Origin of the sequence: Microbacterium sp. zg.Y1084 (genome assembly GCF_024623595.1) — a bacterium.
In the GTDB taxonomy this organism is placed as follows: domain Bacteria; phylum Actinomycetota; class Actinomycetes; order Actinomycetales; family Microbacteriaceae; genus Microbacterium; species Microbacterium wangruii.
Genome location: NZ_JANJGV010000013.1, coordinates 15,410 through 37,835, shown reverse-complemented (window position 1 = coordinate 37,835; position 22,426 = coordinate 15,410). Strand labels below are relative to the sequence as shown.

21 protein-coding genes are annotated in these 22,426 nt (G+C 71.5%); 13 read left to right on the top strand and 8 right to left on the bottom strand.

The window, feature by feature from the left end; translation table 11 throughout:
* Positions 1-60 precede the first annotated feature (60 nt).
* Complete coding sequence (locus NQ165_RS14135) at positions 61-903, top strand: alpha/beta fold hydrolase (RefSeq protein WP_257533987.1); 843 nt, start codon at positions 61-63, stop codon at positions 901-903.
* Positions 904-938: 35 nt separating this feature from the next.
* Here the strand turns inward: NQ165_RS14135 and NQ165_RS14130 are convergent, their stop codons facing one another.
* Complete coding sequence (locus NQ165_RS14130; protein ID WP_257533986.1) at positions 939-1,421, bottom strand: FBP domain-containing protein; 483 nt, start codon at positions 1,419-1,421, stop codon at positions 939-941.
* A gap of 612 nt (positions 1,422-2,033) precedes the next feature.
* On the opposite strand from NQ165_RS14130, the gene NQ165_RS14125 reads away from it, so the two are divergent.
* Positions 2,034-2,810 (top strand): sulfite exporter TauE/SafE family protein, encoded by a 777-nt coding sequence (locus NQ165_RS14125; protein ID WP_257533985.1) that lies wholly within the window; start codon positions 2,034-2,036, stop codon positions 2,808-2,810.
* Positions 2,811-2,886: 76 nt separating this feature from the next.
* On the opposite strand, the gene NQ165_RS14120 is transcribed toward NQ165_RS14125, so the two are convergent.
* Genes NQ165_RS14120 through NQ165_RS14110 form a run of 3 tightly spaced genes read right to left on the bottom strand, consistent with a single transcriptional unit; the run spans position 2,887 to position 6,051 of the window.
* Complete coding sequence (locus NQ165_RS14120; protein ID WP_257533983.1) at positions 2,887-4,416, bottom strand: tripartite tricarboxylate transporter permease; 1,530 nt, start codon at positions 4,414-4,416, stop codon at positions 2,887-2,889.
* Position 4,417: 1 nt separating this feature from the next.
* The gene (locus NQ165_RS14115) at positions 4,418-5,023 is read right to left on the bottom strand and encodes a tripartite tricarboxylate transporter TctB family protein (protein ID WP_257533982.1); all 606 of its coding nucleotides are present in this window, start codon (positions 5,021-5,023) and stop codon (positions 4,418-4,420) included.
* Complete coding sequence (locus NQ165_RS14110) at positions 5,020-6,051, bottom strand: tripartite tricarboxylate transporter substrate binding protein (RefSeq protein ID WP_257533980.1); 1,032 nt, start codon at positions 6,049-6,051, stop codon at positions 5,020-5,022. The genes NQ165_RS14115 and NQ165_RS14110 overlap by 4 nt, the downstream gene beginning before the upstream one ends.
* Before the next feature lie 33 nt (positions 6,052-6,084).
* Here NQ165_RS14110 and NQ165_RS14105 point away from each other — a divergent pair, with 33 nt between their 5' ends.
* A complete protein-coding gene (locus tag NQ165_RS14105) occupies positions 6,085-6,222 on the top strand; it encodes a hypothetical protein (protein ID WP_257533978.1) in 138 nt (45 codons plus the stop codon).
* On the opposite strand, the gene NQ165_RS14100 is transcribed toward NQ165_RS14105, so the two are convergent.
* Positions 6,195-7,061, bottom strand: a complete 867-nt coding sequence (locus NQ165_RS14100) for an alpha/beta fold hydrolase (protein ID WP_257533977.1) — start codon at positions 7,059-7,061, stop codon at positions 6,195-6,197. The genes NQ165_RS14105 and NQ165_RS14100 overlap by 28 nt on opposite strands.
* A 169-nt stretch (positions 7,062-7,230) precedes the next feature.
* Here NQ165_RS14100 and NQ165_RS14095 point away from each other — a divergent pair, with 169 nt between their 5' ends.
* The 3 genes from NQ165_RS14095 (at position 7,231) to NQ165_RS14085 (ending at position 9,209) form a co-directional block, all read left to right on the top strand.
* Positions 7,231-7,980: a CPBP family intramembrane glutamic endopeptidase gene (locus tag NQ165_RS14095; protein ID WP_257533976.1), complete on the top strand. Its 750-nt coding sequence runs from the start codon at positions 7,231-7,233 to the stop codon at positions 7,978-7,980.
* Between the two features lie 252 nt (positions 7,981-8,232).
* Complete coding sequence (locus NQ165_RS14090) at positions 8,233-8,811, top strand: isochorismatase family protein (RefSeq protein ID WP_257533975.1); 579 nt, start codon at positions 8,233-8,235, stop codon at positions 8,809-8,811.
* Positions 8,812-8,912: 101 nt separating this feature from the next.
* Entirely contained in the window at positions 8,913-9,209 is a 297-nt protein-coding gene (locus NQ165_RS14085; RefSeq protein ID WP_257533974.1) for a DUF1905 domain-containing protein, read from the top strand.
* Between the two features lie 90 nt (positions 9,210-9,299).
* Here NQ165_RS14085 and NQ165_RS14080 read toward each other — a convergent pair whose 3' ends face one another.
* Complete coding sequence (locus NQ165_RS14080) at positions 9,300-10,949, bottom strand: AarF/ABC1/UbiB kinase family protein (RefSeq protein WP_257533972.1); 1,650 nt, start codon at positions 10,947-10,949, stop codon at positions 9,300-9,302.
* A gap of 125 nt (positions 10,950-11,074) precedes the next feature.
* Between NQ165_RS14080 and NQ165_RS14075 the strand changes: the two genes are divergently transcribed.
* Positions 11,075-11,884: an alpha/beta fold hydrolase gene (locus tag NQ165_RS14075; protein ID WP_257533971.1), complete on the top strand. Its 810-nt coding sequence runs from the start codon at positions 11,075-11,077 to the stop codon at positions 11,882-11,884.
* A gap of 171 nt (positions 11,885-12,055) precedes the next feature.
* On the opposite strand, the gene rox is transcribed toward NQ165_RS14075, so the two are convergent.
* On the bottom strand, positions 12,056-13,483 hold the full coding sequence (rox, locus tag NQ165_RS14070) for a rifampin monooxygenase (protein WP_257533970.1): 1,428 nt from the start codon (positions 13,481-13,483) through the stop codon (positions 12,056-12,058).
* Positions 13,484-13,634: 151 nt separating this feature from the next.
* On the opposite strand from rox, the gene NQ165_RS14065 reads away from it, so the two are divergent.
* Entirely contained in the window at positions 13,635-14,318 is a 684-nt protein-coding gene (locus tag NQ165_RS14065) for a M23 family metallopeptidase (protein WP_257533968.1), read from the top strand.
* A 46-nt stretch (positions 14,319-14,364) separates the two neighbouring features.
* Here NQ165_RS14065 and NQ165_RS14060 read toward each other — a convergent pair whose 3' ends face one another.
* The gene (locus NQ165_RS14060; RefSeq protein WP_257533966.1) at positions 14,365-15,159 is read right to left on the bottom strand and encodes an alpha/beta fold hydrolase; all 795 of its coding nucleotides are present in this window, start codon (positions 15,157-15,159) and stop codon (positions 14,365-14,367) included.
* 64 nt (positions 15,160-15,223) lie between these two features.
* On the opposite strand from NQ165_RS14060, the gene NQ165_RS14055 reads away from it, so the two are divergent.
* From NQ165_RS14055 to NQ165_RS14035, 5 genes are all read left to right on the top strand, one after another.
* Positions 15,224-15,640, top strand: coding sequence for a DUF2809 domain-containing protein (locus NQ165_RS14055; RefSeq protein ID WP_257533964.1), 417 nt, complete (start codon positions 15,224-15,226; stop codon positions 15,638-15,640).
* Between the two features lie 78 nt (positions 15,641-15,718).
* On the top strand, positions 15,719-16,714 hold the full coding sequence (locus NQ165_RS14050; protein ID WP_257533963.1) for an aldo/keto reductase: 996 nt from the start codon (positions 15,719-15,721) through the stop codon (positions 16,712-16,714).
* Positions 16,715-17,351: 637 nt separating this feature from the next.
* Positions 17,352-19,457 (top strand): GspE/PulE family protein, encoded by a 2,106-nt coding sequence (locus tag NQ165_RS14045; protein ID WP_257533962.1) that lies wholly within the window; start codon positions 17,352-17,354, stop codon positions 19,455-19,457.
* A gap of 42 nt (positions 19,458-19,499) precedes the next feature.
* Positions 19,500-21,104, top strand: a complete 1,605-nt coding sequence (locus NQ165_RS14040; protein ID WP_257533960.1) for a type IV pilus twitching motility protein PilT — start codon at positions 19,500-19,502, stop codon at positions 21,102-21,104.
* 2 nt (positions 21,105-21,106) lie between these two features.
* The gene (locus NQ165_RS14035; protein ID WP_257533958.1) at positions 21,107-22,342 is read left to right on the top strand and encodes a type II secretion system F family protein; all 1,236 of its coding nucleotides are present in this window, start codon (positions 21,107-21,109) and stop codon (positions 22,340-22,342) included.
* Positions 22,343-22,426: the final 84 nt, after the last annotated feature.

Here is a 22,426-nt window from a genome sequence, read left to right as displayed (position 1 = left end):
ACAGGTTTCTCTTGTCGTGAACTCCCGGCATCGGGTCGGGCGACACAGAAGGGCGAGAACATGGGATACATCACTGTCGGCGACGAGAACAGCACCCCCGTCGACCTGTACTACGAGGACCAGGGCGTCGGCCAGCCGGTCGTCCTCATCCACGGCTACCCGCTGAACGGGCACAGCTGGGAGCGCCAGACACGCGAGCTGCTGGCCGCCGGCTACCGGGTCATCACGTACGACCGCCGCGGATTCGGGCACTCGTCGAAAGCCGGTTCCGGCTACGACTACGACACGTTCGCGGCGGACCTGAACACGATCCTCGAGACCCTCGACCTGCGCGACGTGGTGCTGGTGGGATTCTCGATGGGAACCGGAGAGCTCGCCCGCTACGTCGCCCGGTATGGGCACGACCGGGTGGCGAAGCTGGCCTTCCTCGCCTCGCTGGAGCCGTTCCTCGTCGCCCGCGACGACAACCCCGACGGGGTGCCGCAGCACGTCTTCGACGGCATCGAAGAGGCCGCGCGCGGTGACCGCTACGCCTGGTTCACGCAGTTCTTCTCGGACTTCTACAACGCGGATGAGAACCTCGGCGCGCGGATCAGCGCGGAAGCGGTCACGGCCAGCTGGAACGTCGCGGTCTCCAGCGCCCCCGTCGCGGCCTACGCCGTCGTGGCATCCTGGATCGAGGACTTCCGCGCCGACGTGGAGGCGGTGCGCGCCAGCGGCAAGCCGGCACTGATCCTGCACGGGACGGCGGACAACATCCTGCCGATCGACGCGACCGCGCGTCGCTTCCACGCCGCGTTCCCCGAGGCCGAGTACGTCGAGATCGAGGGAGCGCCGCACGGCCTGCTCTGGACGCACGCCGAGGAGGTCAATGCCGCGTTGGTCCGCTTCGTGAACTCCTGAGCCCGCGCATCGAAAGCGCCACGAGGCGCTTCCTCCTAGACCTCCGCAGCGAACGACGCGACGCGAACCTGCAGGTCCTCGATCCGTCGCTGGCGGGCCGCGTCGACGTCGTACCCCTCGTACGCGAGCGGGGGAGTGCGGCGCACGTTCCGCGAGCACTGGAACTCCTCGCAGACGAGCGTGCCGACGGTGTTCCCGTTGCGCCCTGCCTTGCCCGAGCGTTTGGCGCTGAAGAACACCACGCCGTTCGGAAGCGTGACGTCGTTGCACCACGCGCACTGCGCACGCGAGCGCGGCGAGGTCGTGGACTGCTGCAGCAGGATGCCGATGAGCTCGCCGTCGAGCGACGGCACCACGGCATACGCGCGGCGGCCGATCTTCGGGTCGCGCCAGCCGAGGTAGTCCAGCCGCTCCCAGTCGAGCGTCTCGAAGCCTGCCGGAAGGCCGAGGTCGCTGACCTCTTTACGCGACGCGTTGACGAAGGATGCGCGGAGGGTCTTCTCCGTGATGGGAAGCATCGTGATCTCTTTCGGTGATGCCCGGGTGCGTCGTCGCGCACCGCGCGGGCGGAGGGTTCAAGGGTCGGTGACGGCGGCCGCGTCGGACGACGCGACCGGGGGCATCACGCCCTGATGCCGGCGATACGGGCGCCGACCACCTCCGAGAAGCTCACGCGTCAAGCCTACGTCGATGGGTCGGACCGTGGGCCGGGGTCCGACGCGGCGGTGGTCCCGTTGCCCGCGTGCGGAGATCTGCCGAGATGCGGATGCCTGTGCGTCAGCGGTCCGCGTTTCGGCAGATCCCCTTGTTTCGGCGACGCGGTGGTTCGGCGACGTGGTGGCTCGGTGACGCGGTGACGCGGAGGCTCGGCGACGCGGTGGCCGGTGACGCGGTGGCCGGTGCGCCCGCGGTGGTCCCGTTGCCCGCGTGCGGAGATCTGCCGAGATGCGGATGCCTGTGCGCCAGGGGTCCGCGTTTCGGCAGATCCCCTTGTTTCGGCGACGCGGTGTGGCTCGGCGATGCGGTGGTTCGGTGACACGGTGTGGCTCGGCGACGCGGGCGCGGGAGCGCCCCCGACGAATGGCCGCCGCGGTCGGCGTCTGCTTGAGTGGAAGGCGCGGAGGTGGCAGATGGACGCGGGTGCGATCGTGCTCTTGGCGCTCGCCGGCACGGCAGCGGGCGCGATCAACGCGCTCGCCGGTGGCGGATCGCTCGTCACCTTCCCCGCACTCCTCGCCCTCGGGTATCCGCCCGTGATCGCGAACGTCACCAACACGGTGGCGGCGCTGCCCGGCTACGTCGGCGGCGCGTGGGGCTACCGCCGCGAGCTCGCCGGCCAGCGGCGGCGCATCGTCGTGCTGAGCATCATCACCGTGATCGGCGCGCTCGTCGGTTCGACGCTGCTGCTCGCCGGCGACGAGGGCACGTTCACCGCGGTCGTGCCGTGGCTGGTGTTCGCATCGACGCTCCTCCTCGCCGCGCAGCCGTACCTGAGCGCCCTGGTCGCCCGCCGCACCGAACCCGCCGCGGCATCCGCGCCCCGCGCCGAACGCCTGCGCTGGGCGGGTGTGGGGCAGTTCGGCGTCGCGGTCTACGGCGGTTACTTCAACGCGGGTCTCGGCATCATGATGCTGGGCGTGCTCGGGGTGGCGCTGCGCGAATCGTTGCAGCGGCTCAATGCGCTCAAGAGCGTGCTGTCGGTGGTCGCCAGCGCGGTGTCGCTGGTGTTCTTTGCGATCTTCGCCGAGGTGTCGTGGCCGGCGGCGGGGATCATGGCGGTGGCCGGTCTGCTGGGCGGCTGGCTCGGCGCCGCGGTCGGGCGCCGGCTGCCCGTGCCGTTGCTGCGGTGGTCGGTCGTCGTGTTCGGGCTCGCGGTGTTCGTTGCGCTGCTCGTGGATGCCGGCTGAGTCGGCACGCACCGGGCGGGCTCGCGGTGTTCGTCGCGCTGCTGGTGGATGCCGGCTGACCGGCATCCACCGCCCGTCACTGCCGCACGAGCTCCTTCTCCGCCTGGGCGGCCCGCCGGTGCGCGACCACGCGGTTGCGCACCGAGAACACCAGCACGATCGCGAGCAGCGCGTAGAGCGAGATCGTGATGGGACCCTGCACGAGCACCGAGAAGTCGCCGTTCGCGCTCATGGCGGCATCCCGCAGGCTCGTCTCGGCCAGCGGACCCAGCACCATGCCGATGATGAGCGGCGCCAGCGGGTAGTCCATCGCCCGCATGAGGAACCCGAGCACGCCGATGCCGAGCAGCATCAGCAGGTCGAACGTCGACCCCGAGGTCGCATAGATGCCGAGGGCGCAGAATACGGTGATGCCGGCGTAGAGGTACGGGCGGGGGATGAGCAGGAGCTTCGCCCACAGCATCGCGAACGGCAGGTTGAGGATCAGCAGCACGATCATCGCGATGAAGAAGCTCGCCAACAGCGACCAGACAAGGTCGGGGGCGCGGTCGAACAGCAGCGGCCCGGGCTGCAGGCCGTACTGGCGGAACGCGGCGAGCATGATGGCGGCGGTAGCCGAAATCGGCAGCCCGAGCGCCAGCAGCGCGCCCATCGCCATGCCGGTGGTCGAGTTGCCCGCGGCCTCGGGCGCCGCCAGGCCACGGATCGCGCCCTTGCCGAACTGCGGATCCTTGCGGCGCGCGTCGAGCCGCTTCTCCACGCCGTAGGCGAGGAACGTCGGGATCTCGGAGCCGCCGGCCGGCACCACGCCGAAGGGCAGGCCGATCGCGGTGCCGCGCAGCCAGGCGGGGGTCGCCTCCTTCAGCTCCGTGCGGTTCAGCCACGGGCGTCCAGACGGGCGGATGAGCGATTTGTCCGACGTATGCCGTTCGAGGCATGCCACGTAGATGACCTCGCCCAGCGCAAGGATCGCGACGGTGACGGTCACCAGCGACACGCCGTCGAACAGCTGCGGCGAGTCCATCGTGAACCGCGGTGCGCCCGAGACCCCGTCGATGCCGATCACCGCGATGCCCAGCCCGATGAACAGGGCGGTGAGGCCCTTGATCACGTTGTCGGTGACGACCGACGACGTGGCGGCGAACGCGAAGACGGCGAGGGCGAAGAACTCGGCCGGGCCGAACCGGCTGGAGAAGTCCGCGAGGGCGGGGGCGACGAACACGACCACGATCGACGCGATGAACCCGCCGACGAACGCGCCGATCGCGGCGGTGGCGAGCGCCTGAGCGGCCCGGCCGTTGAGCGCCATCTTGTGGCCCTCGAAGGTGGAGGCGATCGCCGAGGCCTGACCGGGCGTGTTCATGAGGATGCCCATGGTCGAGTCGCCGAACAGCCCGCCGAAGTACACCCCGGCGAACATGATGAAGGCGGCGGTGGGATCCAGCGAGAAGGTCACCGGCAGCAGCAGCGCCACCGCCATCGACGACCCGAGGCCCGGGAGCACGCCGACGGCGGTGCCGAGCAGGCACCCGACGAGCACCCACAGCAGATTCGCCGGGGTCAGGGCGCCGGCGAAGCCTTCGCCCAGAAGCTGCAGCACATCCATGTCAGAACCCCCCGAGGATGCCGGAGGGAAGCGGCATCCCGAGCATCATGTCGAAGGCGATGTAGGCGAGCGCGCTCACCGTGAACCCGGTGATGAGGCTCTGCCACGGCTTGGTGGAGCCGAACCCGCGCGCGACGCACCAGAACAGCAGCCCGGCGGCGATGATCCAGCCGAGCAGGTTCAGCACGAAGGCGAAGACCAGGAACGACCCGACGACCCAGGCCAGCGACGCGACGTCGACGCGCACGGGGCGTGGCGGGGCGGATGCCGCGTCGACGGTGTCCTCGTCGAGGAAGGCCTCCACGGGGTCGACGGGGGGAGTCTGCGGCGCGCGCATCTCCCGCAGCGCCGTGACCGCGAGGACGACCGCGAACGCGTACAGCCCCGCGGTGATGATGGCGGGGAAGAACTGCGGCCCGGGGAAGGCGGTGCCCTCGGGCACCTTCATCGTGAGGATGCCGACCAGCAGGTAGGTCGCGAACGCCGCGATCACGACCGGCATCGTGAGCCCTTTCAGCAGCATCGCGGTGCGGCTGGGGCCGGAGGTGAGCCGGTAACGGCCGCCGATGACGGCGGATGCCGCGGTGGGATTCGTGGGGAAGGTCACAGGCCCATCTCCTCGTACAGGGTGCGGATGCGGGTCTCCTCGTCGCCGAGGAACGCCGTCAGGTCGTCGCCGGTGATGACGCGCTCGGTCCAGCGGTACCGGGTGATGGCGTCCTGCCACTCGGGGGTCTCCACGCTGTCGAGCACCAGCTCGGTGAGGGCATCGACGTCGTCGTCGTCGAGGCCCGAGGGCGCGGCCAGCATGCGCCAGTTGGTGAGCGAGATGTCGTAGCCCTGCTCCGCCGCGGTGGGGATGTCGATGCCGTCGATCGGTTCGGTCGCCACCAGCGCCAGCGCGCGCAGTCGCCCCGCCTCGATCTGGTCGATGTTGTCGGGGTACCCGCCTGCGGCCGCGGCGGCCGTGCCGTTCAGCAGCGCCTGGATCGCCTCGCCCCCGCCATCGGAGGAGATGTAGGTCGTGTCGAGCGGGTCGATGCCCGCGGCGAGCGCGAGGTCGGTGACCACCAGCTGGTCGAACGACCCGCCCCCGGTCCAGGGGATCGACTTCGGATCCTCCCGCCAGGCCGCCACGAGATCGTCGAGCGTCTCGTAGGGGGAGTCGGCCGGCACGACGATCACGTCGTACTCCTCCACGATCACCGCGAGCGGGGTCACATCGGCCAGCGTCGCCGCGGAGTCGAACTGGATGGTCGCCGCCAGCAGCCCGGTGCCGCCGACGAGCAGGTTGTTGGGCTGGCCGGTGAGCACCGACACGTTGCCGAGGGCGATCGTGCCACCGGCGCCGGGCATGTTGACGACCTGCACGTTGTTGACCAGGCCGTTGGCCTTCTGCGCCTGCTGCAGCTCGCGCGCCACCCCGTCCCAGCCGCCGCCGGCCGCGGCGGGCGCGATGATGGTCATCGAGGCGCTGATCTCGCCGCCCTCTGCCGCCGAGGTGATGGAGCCGAAGGCCGCCACGCCGACTGCGGCCGCGGCCACGACTCCGCCGATCACCCGGCCGACGATCGTGTGGGTGCGGGACGTGCCGGATGTGCCGCCGCTCGGTGGGCTCTGCGCGTCGTCGCTCATGCTCTCTCCATTCCCGCGGACGTCTTCGTCGCCGTGAGATCGACCCATGATGGCACCGCGCGGCGCGGGCCGCGACGCCTCGTCGACGTCGGCGTCACCGATCTCGCGCACCGCTCCGGCAAGCGCAACCGCCCGCAGGTGCCCTACCGGCCGGCATCCGCGCCGGAGTGATCCGGCCGCAGCGCGGTGATCACTTCCCGGGCGACGCGTGCTGCCGCGCGCTCGGGCAGCCAGTGGTTCTCGTCCAGCTCGACGAAGCGGTACCCGGCATCCACGTGCCGTCCGGTGAGCTCGGCGGCTCGACGACCGAGCGCCTGGTCGCCGTTGCCCCAGATGTAGGTGGTGTGGACGCCGATGGTGTCGGGCGCCGCCTTCCCGCGCCGACGATCGGGCAGCCACATGCCGCGATACCAGTTGAGCGCGCCGCGCAGCGCGTGCGGCCCGGAGAGGAACCGCTGATACTCGCGCGCGGCATCCGCCGGCAGGCCGGAGGCCATCAGCAGGCGGGCCAGGCGGGGTCGCAACAGCGCCTCGGGCACCCACGGCAGCTGGAAGAAGCCCATGTAGAGGGAGCGGAGGGCCTGCGCCGACGACAGCAGCGAGCGCAGCATCGCCTGCGGATGCGGCGTCGACAGCACCGTCATTCCGGTCAGGCGCTCGCGCGCCGTCGCGGCCATGCGCCAGGCGACGAACCCGCCCCAGTCGTGGCCGACGAGGTGCACCCGCCCGACCTCGAGGGCGTCGAGCAGGGCGATCACATCGCCCACGACATCGGCCGCGCGGTAGTCGCGGCGCCGCAGTGGCCGGGCGCCGGGGGAGTACCCCCGCTGGTCGAAGGAGACCACGCGCAGCCCTGCGGTGGTGAGGAGCGGTGTGACGGCATCCCAGGTGCGACGGGACCCGGGAAAGCCGTGCAGCAGCACGACGACCGGCCCATCGAGCGGCCCGTCGTCGGATACATCGAAGCGCAGGTCTCCGCGGCGGAACGTGTCGAGGCGTGTCGTCGGCATGCCTCATCCTCACCGTCACGGCACCCGTTTCCGAGGGGGTTGCGCGTGCGTTCGACGGCTCATAGCGGATGCCGCGCGTGCCCGGCCGCAGTGTTCGCCCTGGCCGGCGTTTCGCGGGCAGGCTACGGTGAGCCGGATCACGAGGCGTACGGTCCTGCTGAGGAGGCGCATGCGGAATCTGCTGGACACCCACCCGCTCGCGCACGCGCTCATCTGGATCGCCGTCTACATCGTGGCGGTGAACATCGGCGACGCGGTCGGCGAGCTGCTCGCGTTCCCCTCGCTGACCGGCATCCTGCTCATCGTGCTCTCGGTGGTGCTCGTGGTCTCCCTGCGCGGGGCTCGCCGACTCGCGTTCTTCGGGCTCCGTCGGGTGCAGCCGGGCAGGGGGCGCTCGACCCTCTGGTACGTCCCGCTGTTCGCGATCGTGCTCGTGCCGTACGTCAACGGCTTCGCGGTCGGTGTCGATGCGCCGAGCGTGCTGTCCGCGCTGCTGCTGGTCGCCGGTGTGGCTTTCGTCGAGGAGCTGCTCTTCCGCGGCTTCCTGCTCCAGGCGCTGCGCAGCCAGGGCAGCACGACGAGTGCCATCCTCATCTCCGGGGTCACCTTCGGTGTGGGACACGTGGTGAACCTCCTGCGCGGATACGCGCTCGCCGAGCAGCTGCTGCAGATCGTCGCAGCCGTCGTGATCGGCATCGCGCTGGCCTACTGCGCGGTCCTGACCGGCAGCATCCTGCCCGGCATCGTCTTCCACGCCCTCTTCAACCTCGGCGCAGCGCTCACGCCCTCCACCGTGCGAGCGGATGCCATCACCGTCGCCGTCATCGCGGTGGTCATGATTCCTTACGTGCTGTTCCTGCGTGCCCGCCTCGCCCGGGTGGGGCCGGCGCTCGATTCACCGCCGGCATCCGTGTCCTGAAGGCGGTGGTGGGGGAGGGCCTGCGGGGTCGAGCGGTGCTCGCGCTCGCCGCCGTGCGGGGCTTCCGTGCGCGCCTCCGGTTGCCGAGATGAGGGGATCTGCCCGGATGCGGACCCGTCGGGGTGATCGGTCCTCATCCGGGCGAATCCCCGCATCCGGGTCGACCCCCTCACCAGCCAGGCGGCAGGATCCCGCCGCAGGGTGACCGCCTTGCGCCTTTCGGGCCGCGCCGGCGCGCACCACGCTGGAGGCATGCCCCGCACGTCAGACACCGCCCTTCTCGTCATCGACGCCCAGGAGTCCTTCCGGCAGCGGCCCGACGACTGGGCGGCCACGGCCAACCCGCAGGTCTTCGACAACATCGCGCTGCTGGTCGAACACGCCCGCGCGGCGGGAGACGCCGTGGTCTGGGTGACGCACGCCGAGCCGGGCACCGGGGGCGTCTTCGACCCCGATTCCGGGTTCGTCCGCGTCGTCGCCGAGCTCGATCCCCGGGCCGACGAGATCCACGTCACCAAGACGACGGTCAACGCGTTCACCTCCACCGACCTGCAGGCGCAGCTCGCGGCACGCGGGGTGGGCACGGTGGTCGTCTGCGGCATCCGCACCGAGCAGTGCTGCGAGACCACCGCGCGCGTCGCGGGCGACCTGGGCTTCGCGGTCGAGTTCGTGACGGATGCCACGACCACCTCGCCGATCGCTGCAGGTCCGGGGTATGCAGCGCTGTCGGGGGAGGACCTGATGCGCCGGACGGAAAGCGTTCTCGGCGCGCGGGAGTTCGCCGTCATCACGACGACGGCCCATCGCGTGCGCGCCGCCGCCGCCGTGTGAGCGGTGGCCGCCGGGGGTCGGCGCCCCCCAGGCGCAGGTCCCCGCGCGGTCGGCCCCGCGCAACCGCGCCCACGCGGCCGCGAAAGGGGGAGACTGAGCAGGTGCGCATCGAGTTCGAGTCCGTGGTGTTCCGGTGGGACGCCCGCGCCGAGGTGTGGCTGTTCACCGACATCCCCGAGGAGCTGAGCGAGCAGATCGCCGAGCTCACCGGACCGTTCACCCGCGGGTTCGGGGCCGTGCGGGTGGAGGCGACCGTGGGTGCGACAACGTGGCGCACGTCGATCTTCCCCAGCGCGTCCGGCCGCTACTGGCTGCCGCTCAAGCGGGCGGTGCGTGAGGCGGAAGGCCTCGACGAAGGCGGCCCGGTCACGGTCGGGCTGTGGGTGCTGGACGCCTGAGGCGCGGGCGCGGGCGCGGGCGCGGGCGCGGGCGCAGGCGCGGGCGCGGGCACGGGGACCGCGGCTCCGCCCGGGTCGCCGCCGCGGGCGTCAGTCGCGCTTGCGCCGTGCCGTCCACAGCAGGTAGCCGGTGAGGCTCGTGAACGAGGTCAGCACGAGGCCGGTGATGGCGCGCTGCCACGTCTGCAGCCGGCTGTCACGGCCCATCAGCTGCCCGATGCTGTTGATGAGCGCTGCCGTGATGATGCCGGCGACCACGCGGTTGCCGATGCGCTCGGCCCGCGCGACGACGGGGACGAGCTCCGCTGCGCGCAGGTGCACCTCGATGCCGTTCTCGTCGACCGACTCCATGAGACGCCGCAGCTTGGTGGGAAGCTCGAGCATCAGCGCGCCGGCATCCACCGACGCTCGGCTCACGCGTTTGGCCACCGCTTCGAAGGAGAGGCGGCGGCGGATGAGTCGCCGGGCGTAGGGGGTCAGGACGCTGTTGAGGTCGAACTGCGGGTCGAGCTGCACCCCGACACCCTCGGTGACGATGAGGGCCCGCACGACGAGCGAGATCTCATGCGGCAGCTGCAGGTGCTGCACGCGCAGCACGCGCAGCAGGTCGGTGATCAGCCGCGTGAAGTGGATGTCGCCGAGGGGCTTGTCGGAGAACTCCGCGAAGAAGGAGGCCAGGCCTGCGCGCAGCGCCCGGCGGTCCACCGGCCCCGGCGACACCGACAGCTCGATCAGCGCGCTCGCGAGCGATTCCGAGTTGCGCGTCGCCGACGCGATGAACACATCGGCCAGCTGCTCGGTCAGTTCCTCCGTCATCTCGCCGACCATGCCGAAGTCGATGAGGGCGATGCGGCCGTCAGGGTGGACGAAGACATTGCCCGGGTGCAGGTCGGCGTGGAAGAAACGGTCCTCGAAGATCATCGTCAGCACGACCGTCGCCCCCGCCTCGGCGATGGCGCCGGGGTCGATGCCGGCGTCCTCGAGCGCGCGGGGGTCGCTGACCTTGACCCCGGTCATCCGCTCGAGCGTCAGCACTCGCGATGTCGTGGTCTCCCAGAACACCCGGGGGATCACGACCCCGGGGCGATCGGCGAAGTTCTCTGCGAACCGCTCGGCGTTGCGGGCTTCGCGCAGATAGTCCAGCTCGGCCCGGAGGGTGTCGGCGAACTCCTTCACGATGCCCGGCACGTTGTACGCGCGCGCCATCGACGATATGCGCGCCGCCCGTTCGGCCAGGTTGTTCATGATGTCGAGGTCGTCCTGCACCTTGCGCACCACCTCGGGCCGGCGCACCTTCACCACGACCGATGTGCCGTCCGCGAGCGTCGCCGCGTGCACCTGTCCGATGGAGGCGGATGCCATGGGCGTCCAGTCGAACGTGGCGAACAGGTCGTCGGGGTCGCTGCCCAGTTCCTGGCGGATGGTCTGCCGGATCTGCTCGGCGGACACGGGAGGCGCGGCATCCTGCAGCTTCGACAGCTCGGTGATGTAGGCGGGTGGCAGCAGGTCGGGGCGCGTCGACAGCAGCTGGCCGAGCTTGATGAACGTGGGGCCGAGGTCCTCGAGCACCAGCCGAAGCTGCGTCGCGGCATCGGTCGGCCGGTGATCGGCGCCGACCGATGCGCCCCGTCGTGCGGGGTGGAACCGAGTGATACCGAGCTCGGCGGCGAGGAACCCCAACCCGTGGCGGGCGAGGGTGTCGGCGATCTCCTGGTATCTGCCCAGAGGGGGTGGCTGCATCGCCCCATCATCCCGATCCGGGGTGGGCACCGACAAGGGTGGCGTGCATCCTTGCGCCGGTTCGGCGCGGGCGGGATGCTGTGGGCAGTCGTCCGGCCCACCGCTCGCCCTGGAGGTCGCATCCCGTGACGAAGACCTCGGTCGCAAGGGGGGAGTGGCCGCCCGGCATCCCGTATCTGCGCTTCGGGGCGGGGGCGACGCTGGTGTACCTGTCGGGCCTGTCGGCGAGTCCTCACCTGCCGTCAGGGGGCGGGCTGCTGCTGCAGCGCGGACTGCTCGCCCCGTTCACGCGACACCGTGCGGTGGTGTGGGTCCACTGGTCGCACGAGCTGGCGCCACCGGTGACGATGGCGCAGATCGCGGCGGCTTCAGCGGCGGCGATCGGCCCTCACCTGCCGGGTCCGGTCGACGTGGTGGGGGTGTCCACCGGTGGCAGCCTTGCGCTGCAGCTCGCGCTGGATCGCCCGCATCTCGTCCGCCGGCTGGTGGTCGTCTCGGCGGCGGCGCGACTGAGCGACCACGGCAGGCGGGTGCAGCAGGAGCTCGCTGCGGCCGTGCATGCGGGGCACACCCGCCGCGCCGGTGCCGTGATGGCGCGAGAGGTCGCGGCGTCGGCGGTGAGTTCGGCGCTGTTCGGCGCGGCGGGGTGGGTGATGGGCCGCAGCACGTTCGCCGAGGCGGGCGCCGAGCTGCTCGCCGTTATCGAAGCCGAGGACGACTTCGACGTGAGCGAGCGGCTGGGGGAGATCACCGCTCCCACCCTCGTCATCGGCGCCGCGCGCGACCGGTTCTACTCACCCGCGCTCTTCCGCGACACGGCCGCGGCCATCCCCGGCGGCCGATCGATCGTGTACCCCCGTGCCGGACACCTCGGCACGACGCTGCACCGGCGCTACGCCCGCGACGTGCTCGGTTTTCTCGGGGCCGGTCGTTGAGCGAGCGCAGCGAGACGAAACGCCCCTGCCGGCCCGGTCGGGAGCGTTTCGTCTCGGTCGCTGCGCTCCCTCGCTCAACGACCCGCGGTGTGGCGGCCGCGCGGTCGTTGAGCGAGCGCAGCGAGACGAAACGCTCCCGCAGGACCCAGCGGCCGCAGCGAGACGAAACGCTCATCCGACGGGGGCCCCGAACCACCGCGACAGCGCGTGGCGAAGCCCGGCGGCATCCTCTCCCCGCCACGCGATGTGGCCGTCCGGCCGCAGCAGCACCGCCGCGGCATCCGGTTCGTCGCCGTGGTCGACGATGCGATCCACGCGTCCCTGCCACCCGTCGATGTCGAGCGTGCCGTCGCGGTCGAAAAGCAGCCCGCGCCCGCTGTGCATGCGGTCGTACAGGCGCCCGCGCGGCAGCGAAACGTCGCGCTGTCGGCGTCCGACCTGCGGGTCGTCGTCGCCGAAGTCGTAACGGATGCCGATGGCGGTGGTCCGCTCGGTGAGTCGCCGGTTGACCCCGGGGATGTCCATGAGGTCGGCGATCACCTGGCGCACGGCTTGCGGTCCGGCGTCGAGCCGGGTGAGCTCGCTCTGCGCGCGGGTGAGGGTGAGGACGTCGTCGGCGACGGGGCGGCGCTCGGACTCATAGGTGTCCAGCAGGTCGGGTGGCGCCCAGCCGTCGACCTCGGCGGCCAGCTTCCAGCCGAGGTTGACGGCATCCTGGATGCCGAGGTTGAGTCCTTGGCCGCCGAGCGGCGGGTGCACGTGCGCCGCGTCGCCGGCCAGCAGCACCCGGCCCGTGCGGTAGCGGTCGGCCAGGCGCGTGGCATTGCCGAAGCGGGAGAGCCACCGCGGGGAGTGGGCGCCGAAGTCGGTGCCCGCGTGGCGCCGCAGCTGCGCGGCGAACTCCGCGAGGCTCGGCGGGGTGACGCGGTCCTCCGAGACCCCGTCGGCGGGCACCACGACGCGGTAGCGGCCCTCACCCGACGGGCCGGCGCCGAACCCGCGCTGTGTCCGGCGCACCTCGGCGGTCACCGCAGCGACCGTCTCCGGCGGCGCGGTGAGCTCCATCTCGCCGAGCAACCACTGCATCGTCGCGGGTTCGCCGGGGAAACCGATGCCGACGAGTCGGCGCACGGTGCTGCGGCCGCCGTCGCAGCCGACGACGAAGCGGGCGCGCACGGCGGTTCCGTCCGCCAGGTCGAGCGTGACGCCCTCGGCATCCTGGTTGAGGGAGATGACCGTTTCGCCACGGCGGATCTCCGCGCCCCGCGCGACGGCGTGCGCGGTCAGCAGACGGTCGGTGACCGGCTGCGGGATGCCGAGCACGTAGCCGTGTGCGGTGTCGAGGTCGTCCGGCCACGGGGCGTCGACACCCGCGAACCACCCGCCGACCCGGTGCTGTGTGCCGTGCGCGAGGAAGCGCTCGAGCAGGCCGCGCTGGTCGAGCAGTTCGATGGTGCGCACGTGCAGGCCGAGGGCGCGCACCTGGGGCGAGGGCACGGCATCCCGCTCGAGTACGACCACCCTCACGTCGTGCAGCCGCAGTTCGGCGGCCAGCATCATCCCGGTCGGCCCGCCGCCGACGATCGCGACATCCCACATGGTGCCCCCTTCTTCGCGGCGGCCATCCTGCCTCCGCGAGGGGGGCTTGCCGCAAGCCCCCACCCCGCCGATATCCTGGACACGGCAGGGATCGCGAGTGGCTCTTCATCCCGCGGAGTGCGCTCGCGGCGCACGACCACCGGGAGGTGCCATGCCGTCGCCGCTCGCCCTCGCGCTTCCCTTCACCGGCCGCTGGCTGGTGCAGAACAGTCCCGCCCGGCGCGTGCCGAGTCACGGCGTCGATGTGCTCGGGCAGCGCTACGCGATCGACTTCGTGGCGGTCGACGGGCGCGGCCGCACCTCGGCGACGCGGGATTGGCGCACCGCGCTGGCGACCGAGCCGCCCGAGCGGTTCGTGGGGTTCGGGATGCCGATCCTCGCGCCCGCGGCGGGCACCGTCGTCGCCACGCACGACGGGGAGCCCGACCACGAAGCGCGGCGCTCGCAGCCTGCGCTGCTCGCCTACGCCCTGGGGCAGGCGGGCCGACTGCGGGCCGGGGTGGCCGCCGTGGCGGGCAACCACGTCATCGTCCGTGACGAGGCGAGCGGGATGTTCGTCGCGGTCGTGCACCTGCGGCGCGGGTCGGTGCGCGTCGAGGTGGGTGAGATGGTCGCCGTGGGGGAGCAGATGGCGCAGTGCGGCAACTCCGGCAACTCCACGGAGCCGCACGTGCACGTGCAGGCGATGGACAGCGCCGACCTGCGCGTCGCGCGTGGCGTGCCGATCGCGTTCACCGCGTATCGGCAGTGGGGCCGCGACGGGCTGCGCGACGTTGGGCTCGGCATCCCCGACGAGACGGCGATCGTCGCCCCGCTGCCGGCGAGTGACCCGTAACGGCGCGAAGACCCGCCCCGTCTCGCCCCGCCCTGTCTCGCCCCGGTCAGGCTGCGAGGAACGCCACCCCGGCCCGGCGGAAGTCACGCGATCCCGGCGCGTTGACGTGCGTGCGGCCCGGGATCTCGAGGAACGTCCCCTGCGGGGCGACCGACGCCAGTCGCCGCGACTGTTCCAGGATCGGGTCGTCCGTTCCCGTCGCGAACAGCACCGGCTGCACCGGCGGCGACGCGGGGTCGGGGTCGGCGTCCCCGTCGCGCATCCCCTCGGCGAGCGCCACCAGACCTCGCAGGTCGTTGCCCGGCACCCGCTCGGCCAGTGACACGTATCGGCGGGTGACCTCATCGGCCACCGGCTCGCCGCTGTCGAGGTAGGCGTGCACCTGGTCGATGCGCATGCGCGCCAGGGGAGTGCCGTCGGGGATGCCGCCGAGCACCGCGCGCTCGATGCGGTGCGGCACGTCCACGGCGGTCTGCCATCCGACGCGTCCGCCGAGCGAGTAGCCGACGTAGCGCACGGTGTCGAGAAGGTAGGTGTCGAGCACGGTGACCAGGTCGCCCACCAGTGCGCTCATGCCGTACGACCCGGGCAGATGCGGCTTGTCGCTGGCGCCGTGGCCGCGCTGGTCGACGGCGAGCACGCGCATGCCGGCGGCGAGCAGGTCGCGCACCCAGCCGGTGGCCACCCAGTTGTCGCGGGTGCTGGAGCCGAACCCGTGCACGCACAGCACGGTCGGGGCGGTCTCGTCGCCCCAGGTGTAGGTGGCGATGCGGTCGCCGTCGGCGGTCATGACGAACTGCGGTGCGGGCAGGCGGGTCAGTCCGGGGAGCGCGGCATCCATCCCCCGATCCTCCCGCATCCCCGCCCGTCGGGGTCGCGGGTCGTCGACGGCGTACAGTGACCGGATGCCGCGCCCCGCCCGCCGTCGCCTGATCGCCGCCCTCGCGCTGGTGGCGACGGTCGCGACGGGACTGGCCGTGCACCGCTGGGCTGCCGACACCGCGGCATCCGACATCGCCGGAGATGCGCTGTACGCGCTCGCCGCCTACGCCGGGCTCGTGATGATCTTCCCGCGGCCTCGCCCGTGGCTCATCGCCGTCGCCGCCGTCGCCTGGTGCACCGCGGTGGAACTGCTGCAGCTGACGGGTGCCCCGGAGCGTCTCGGCGCGGCGTTCCCGCCGGCGATGCTGCTGCTGGGCACCGTCTTCGACCCCCGCGACCTGCTCGTCTACCTGCTGACGATCGCCGTCGCGGTCCTCGCCGACACGGCCGTCGCGGCGGGGGTGCGGCGACGGCGCCCACTCCGGCGGCCGACGAGCTGAGACCGCAGCCCCGCGGACCGGCTTGGTGCGCGCGGGGCTCGGCGGGCGTGGCATCCTGGACAGGTCAAAGGAGCTTTCATGCAGCAGCGCCCCCTCGGCCGCACCGGTCGATCCGTCTCAGCCATCGGACTCGGAACCTGGCAGCTCGGAGCCGACTGGGGAATGGTCGACGAGGTCGATGCGCTGGCCGTGCTGCAGGCGTCGCTCGAGAGCGGAGTCACCCTCTTCGACACCGCCGACGTCTACGGCGACGGGCGCAGCGAGACGATCATCGGCGCGTTCCTCGCCCAGCGTCCCGGCCACGGCGTCACCGTCGCGACCAAGATGGGCCGGCGCATGGCGCAGGAACCCGCCAACTACACGCCGGAGAACTTCCGCGCCTGGACCGATCGGTCCCGCGCGAACCTGAAGGTCGACACGCTCGACCTCGTGCAGCTGCACTGCCCGCCCACCGAGGTGATCGAGGCGGATGCCACCTACGACGCGCTGGACGCGCTCGTCGCCGACGGCGCCATCGCCGCGTACGGCGTCTCGGTCGAGACGTGCGCGCAGGCGCTCGCGGCGATCGCGCGGCCCAACGTCACCAACGTGCAGATCATCCTCAACCCGTTCCGGCTGAAGCCCCTCGACGAGGTGCTGCCGGCCGCGGCGGATGCCGGTGTGTCGATCTTCGCCCGTGTGCCGCTCGCGTCGGGCCTGCTCAGCGGCAGGTACACCCGGGCGACGACGTTCGCCGAGAACGACCACCGCAGCTACAACCGTCACGGGGAGTCGTTCGACCGGGGCGAGACGTTCTCCGGCGTGGACTATGAGACCGGCCTCGCCGCCGTGGCTGCGCTCACCGAGGCGCTGCCCGAGGGCCTGCCGCTGCCGGCGGCGGCGCTGGTCTGGGGTGCCACGCGCCCCGGGGTCACCAGTGTCATCCCCGGCGCGCGCAACGTCGGGCAGGCGGCGTCCAACGCCGCCGCGGCGGCCTTGATGGAGTCGGACGCGTTCGACGTGCAGGCGTTCGACGCCGCGGTGCGCGACGTGTACGACCGGTACCTGCGCGCCGACATCCACCCGCTCTGGTAAGGGCTGCCGGCCGCCGCGCGGCCGGGTCACGGCGCCGGTCGGTGCGGCGGATTGGCGCAGGGAGGGCATCTTCCTCCATAGTGATCACGTACGCGGTCGTCCGTCCGGGACGCCCGAGTCGGGACGACCGGCCGCGTTACGTTTCGAGTAGTTCCCCCCACCTCCGCTCGAACGGAACCTGCGATGGCCGCACTTCTTCCGGCACCCCTTGCGCTTCGCGCGCCGGTGACCGTGGTCCGGCGCGCGCGGCGACCGCTCCCGCGGCCAGGGTGCCGGGCGGCGGCCGCCCGGCGGCCGGGCGGGTCTCTCGACGTGAGCCGACGAGCCGGAGCGGATCGGCCACCGGCCCGCCCGCGCGCCGGTATGAGCGGGGCAGGGGGATAGGACGATGGAGTTCTCATCACACGATTCGGGGCACGCGGCCCGTGGCGACGGCGAACGGCGGCGGCGCAGCGCCCGCAGTGACAGCGCCGCGGGACAACCGGCGCCGGAGGACCAGATCTGGAACGCCATGCTCGGCGCCCACACCCCGTCCCGCCCAGCGGCGGAGCGGCGGGAACCGTCTGCGCTGTCGGCGCCAGCCGCGCACGCGGCAGCCTCGTCGGTCTCCGCGGCGCACCCACCGGTGAGGGAGCCGGTGGCGGACACGGCTCCCGTCGCGCTGCGCACGCGGCGTCGGCAGCGGGCGCTCTCCTCGCAGGAGGAGACTCGCGTAGGCGACGCCCCCATCCTGGTCGCCTCGGCCGAGCGCCCCGCCGTCGGCCACCCGCCGGCCCCACGGCCGATCGGCCACGATGCCGGTGCCGGCATGGTCGCCTCGTCGGGCGCACCGGCGTTCGGTGCTGCTTCCGCGCGGGGCCCTCAGCCGCCGCAGGCCGCCCCGGCCGCGGTCGCGCCCGCCGCCCCTGCCTCGGTCGCGCCCGCCGCCCCGAACGCACCCTCGGCCCCGGCGCAGTCCCTGCCTCAGGCACGCGCCCCGCAGCAGACCCCGCCGTCCGCGCCCGCGCCCGCCGCCGGCGGGCACGGCAGCGACCTCGCCATGCTCGCGGAGTTCGCCGCGACGACGCGCCCCGGGCAGCCGGTGCACGTGGCCTCGGCCGGGGCCGCGCCCCCCGTGGCGCCGGCCGCGCCCCCCGCCGGCCCCTCGATTCCCCCACCGGCGCCGGCGCCGGTGCCCGAGCTCGAGCCGGAGCCCGAGCAGACCCCGCAGCAGCTCGCCGTCGCGCTGGCGGCCCGGCACGGCCTGGCCTACGTCGACCTCACCGAGTTCGCGGTCGATCCCACGGTGGTGCACCTCATCCCCGACCAGATGTGCCGCAAGCACCTGGTGCTGCCGATCTCCCGCGTGGGGGAGCGGCTGATGGTCGTGGTGTCCGATCCCGGCAACGTCGTGGTGCTCGACGACGTCGCGGCGGTCGTGCGGGCGCCCATCGTCGCGGCCGTCGCCGAGCCGGAGGCGATCCTCGCGGCGATCGACCGCTACCACCGCGCGGATGCGGAGATGGACGAGCTGACCTCGTCGTTCGAGAGCACCGCCGAAGAGGATGCCTGGAGTCAGGACGTCGGCGACTCGGCGGCCGACGAAGGCCCCATCATCCGCTTCGTCAACGTCATCATCAGCCAGGCGATCATGGACCGCGCGTCCGACATCCACATCGAGCCGGGCCGTGAGGAGCTGCGGGTGCGGTACCGCATCGACGGCGTGCTGACCACGGTGCACACCGTGCCGCGGTCGATGATCCCCGGCGTGATCAGCCGGCTCAAGGTGATGGCGGAACTCGACATCGGCGAGCGGCGCAAGCCGCAGGACGGCCGAATCTCCGTCGGCCACGCCGGGCGCACCGTCGATCTGCGTGTCGCGACGCTGCCGACGGTGTGGGGCGAGAAGGTCGTCGCCCGAATCCTCGACTCCCCGGTCGCCAGCCTCAAGCTCGATGACCTCGGCATGCTCGAGCGCAACATGGACGTCTTCCGGGCCAGCTTCTCCAAGCCGTACGGGATGATCCTCGTCACCGGTCCGACCGGTTCCGGCAAGTCCACGACCCTGTACACGACGCTCGCCACCATCTCGAAGCCGACCGTGAATGTGATCACCGTGGAGGACCCGGTCGAGTACCGGATGTCGGGGATCAACCAGGTGCAGGTGAACCCGAAGGCGGGACTGACCTTCGCCGCGGCGCTGCGCTCGATCCTGCGGTCGGACCCCGACGTCATCCTCATCGGTGAGATCCGCGACGAGGAGACGGCCAAGATCGCCATCGAATCCTCGCTGACCGGCCACCTGGTGCTCTCGACCCTGCACACGAACGACGCCCCGAGCTCGGTCACGCGTCTCATCGAGATGGGTGTCGAGCCGTTCCTGGTCGGTTCCGCATTGGACTCGGTGGTCGCTCAGCGCCTGGCCCGACGGCTGTGCGCGAAGTGCAAGGTCGAGTCGGTGGCGACCGGGACGGAACTGGCGATCCTGGGTGTGGCGGTCGACCCCGCGGCGGGACCGCCGAAGGTGTATCGGTCGACCGGCTGCTCGCAGTGTTCGAACACCGGCTACCGCGGCCGCATCGCCCTGCACGAGGTGATGGCCGTCGACGACGAGATCGAGAGGCTGGCGGTCGCGAACGCGCCGACCGCCCAGATCGCCGCGCACGCCGAGGCGAACGGCATGATGCGTCTGCGCATGGATGGCTGGGCGAAGGTGCTGCGTGGACACACCACCATCGACGAGATTCTGCGCGTGACCGTCTAGCGGTTGCAGCACAGAACCCTGAAGGAGAGAAGAGAACAAGACATGGTGGCGGACGAAGACGGTGTGATGCGCATGACGAGCAGTTCGCGCTTCGATGCGCTCATGCGCGGGGACGAGGTCGACCCTGCGCTGCGGTCGTTCCTCACCGGTGTTCCGGGAGTGACGCTTCCGGGCGCCGAACCCTCAGCGCCCGAGCCCGAGCCGGTGGCGCAGCCGACGACGTCATGGCCGTTCGAGGAGCCCGCGGTGCCGGCGGCGCCGACGGTGCCGGTGTCCACGGCCGCGACGATGCCGATGTCGCCGGCACCCGTGTCGTACCCGGCCGCGGCGTCGCAGGAGCCCCTGCCGCCGGCGCCGGTGATCCCGTCGCCCACGGTGCCGACGATGTCCTTCTTCGATCCGGAGCCCGTCGCCTCGCGCCTGGGTGGGCGCAGTGCCGCGTCCCAGGTGCCGGCAGAGCCGGAGTCCCGTCGCGATGAGGTCGCCGAGGTGCTGCGCGCGCAGAACCCCGAGGTCGACCCCGAGTTCATCTCGTCGGTCGCGTCGGTGCTCGACCTCGGTGCCTCCGACCTTCACCTGGTGGCGGAGTCGACCCCGGTCGTGCGTGTGGACGGCGAGCTGAAGTCCGTGGCCGAGACCACCGTGTGGGACAAGGACCGGGTGCGTCGCGTCATCGATGGCCTCGTGACCGCAGAGCAGATGGAGGCGTTCGAGCGGGATCTCGAGCTCGACCTCGCCTACTCCGTCGGCGACATCGCCCGCTTCCGTGTGAACATCTTCCAGGACCAGCGCGGCCTCGGGGCGGCGCTGCGTATCATCCCGACCCAGATCAAGTCGGTGGTGCAGCTCGGCCTGCCGCCGGAACTCGTCGACCTCGCCCGCCTGCCCCGCGGCCTGGTGCTGGTGTGCGGCCCCACCGGCTCGGGCAAGTCGACCACGCTCGCGGCCATCATCGACAAGGCCAATTCGTCTCGCGCCGCCCACATCGTCACGGTCGAGGACCCCATCGAGTTCCTCCACCACCACAAGCGCGGCATCATCAACCAGCGCGAGGTGGGCGCCGACACGCACAGCTTCAGCGAGGCGCTCAAGCACTCCCTGCGTCAGGATCCCGACATCATCCTGGTGGGTGAGATGCGCGACCTGGAGACGATCTCCACGGCGTTGACCGCCGCCGAGACCGGTCACCTCGTGTTCGCGACGCTGCACACGCAGGATGCCGGACAGACGATCGACCGCATCATCGACGTCTACCCCGCGCACCAGCAGGCGCAGGTGCGCACCCAGCTCGCCGCCACGCTGCGTGCCGTCGTCGTGCAGACCCTGATCCGCCGATCGGGAGGCCGCGGCCGCGCGGTGGCGACGGAGGTCATGTTCTCGACCCCGGCGATCCAGGCGCTGATCCGGGCGGGCAAGACCCACCAGATGCGCACCGCGATCCAGGCCGGCAACTCCATCGGCATGCACACACTCGACCAGGACCTGGCCCGGCTTGTGCTGTCGGGACAGATCGAGCACTCCCAGGCCCTGGAGCTCGCGCAGGACGAGACCGAGTTCGAACAGCTCGTGCGCAACCGCGGTCTGGCCCGCACCCCCGCCGATGCCGAGGTGCCCGAGGGCACCCGTCAGGTCGCAGGGGGTGCCTGACCATGGCGACCAAGGTGAAGCCCGCGCAGTGGGCCTACAAGGGACTCGACTCCTCCGGCAAGAAGACCAAGGGCGTGCTCGAGGCGCCCAGCGAGGCGCACGCGGTGCAGCAGCTGAAGGCGCGCGGGGTGGTGCCCGACACGCTGTCCCGCAAGGGCGGCGGCACGGGTCTGCAGCAGGAGATCACGATCCCGGGGCTGGAGCGCGCTCCTTCTCTGAAAGACCTGGCGCTGCTCACCCGCCAGCTGGCGACGATGGTCAATGCCGGCGTCTCGATCCTGCGGGCACTCACGATCGTGACGTCGCAGACCGACAACGCGAAGCTGCGGCGCACCCTCGAGGAGACGGCGTCGAAGGTCGAGGGCGGCACCGCGCTGTCGGTCGCCCTCGAGGAGTTCCCGCGCGTCATCCCGCCGATCATGGTGCACCTGATCCGCGCGGGTGAGACGGGCGGCTTCCTCGACCGCTCGCTGCTGATGGTCGCCGACAACTTCGAGGCCGAGACCAAGCTGCGCAGCAAGGTGAAGGCGGCGCTGACCTACCCGGTCGTCGTGCTCATCATCGCGCTGGTGGCCGTCGCGGCCATGCTGATCTTCATCGTGCCCGTGTTCGACGCGATGTTCCGGGATCTCGGCAGCGAGCTGCCCGCGGTGACGCAGCTGCTGGTGAACATGTCCAACGCCATGCCGGTGGCCGTGCCCATCATCGTGGTTGTCGCCGTCGCGTTCTCGATCTGGTGGGGGATGAACAAGAACACCGAGGCGGTGCGTCGCGTCGTCGATCCGATGAAGCTCAAGGTGCCGGTGTTCGGCCAGCTCAACACCAAGATCGCGCTCACCCGCTTCACCCGCAACTTCTCGACGATGCTCGCCTCCGGGGTGCCGATCCTGCAGTCCCTCGCGATCGTGGGGGCGACCAGCGGCAACTACGTCGTGACGTCGTCGCTGCAGGGGGTGCAGGAGGGCGTGCGCCAGGGGCGGCCGATCGCCGAGTCGCTGGCCGAGGTGGAGATCTTCCCCGAAATGCTGATCCAGATGGTCGGCATCGGCGAGGAGTCCGGCGCCATCGACACCATGCTCGAGAAGACCGCGGACTTCTATGACGACGAAGTCGAGACGATGAGCTCCCAGCTCACCGCCATGCTGGAGCCGTTGATGATCGTGTTCATGGGCGCGCTTCTCGGATTCATGATCCTCGCCCTCTACATGCCGATGTTCATGGTCTTCCAAGCGATTTAGTTGGATAACAATTTGGAACATTTGGCACATTAGAGCCTTCTAATTTGGTAGGGAAACTGCTAGCTTGAGGTCGTCGACGACGCC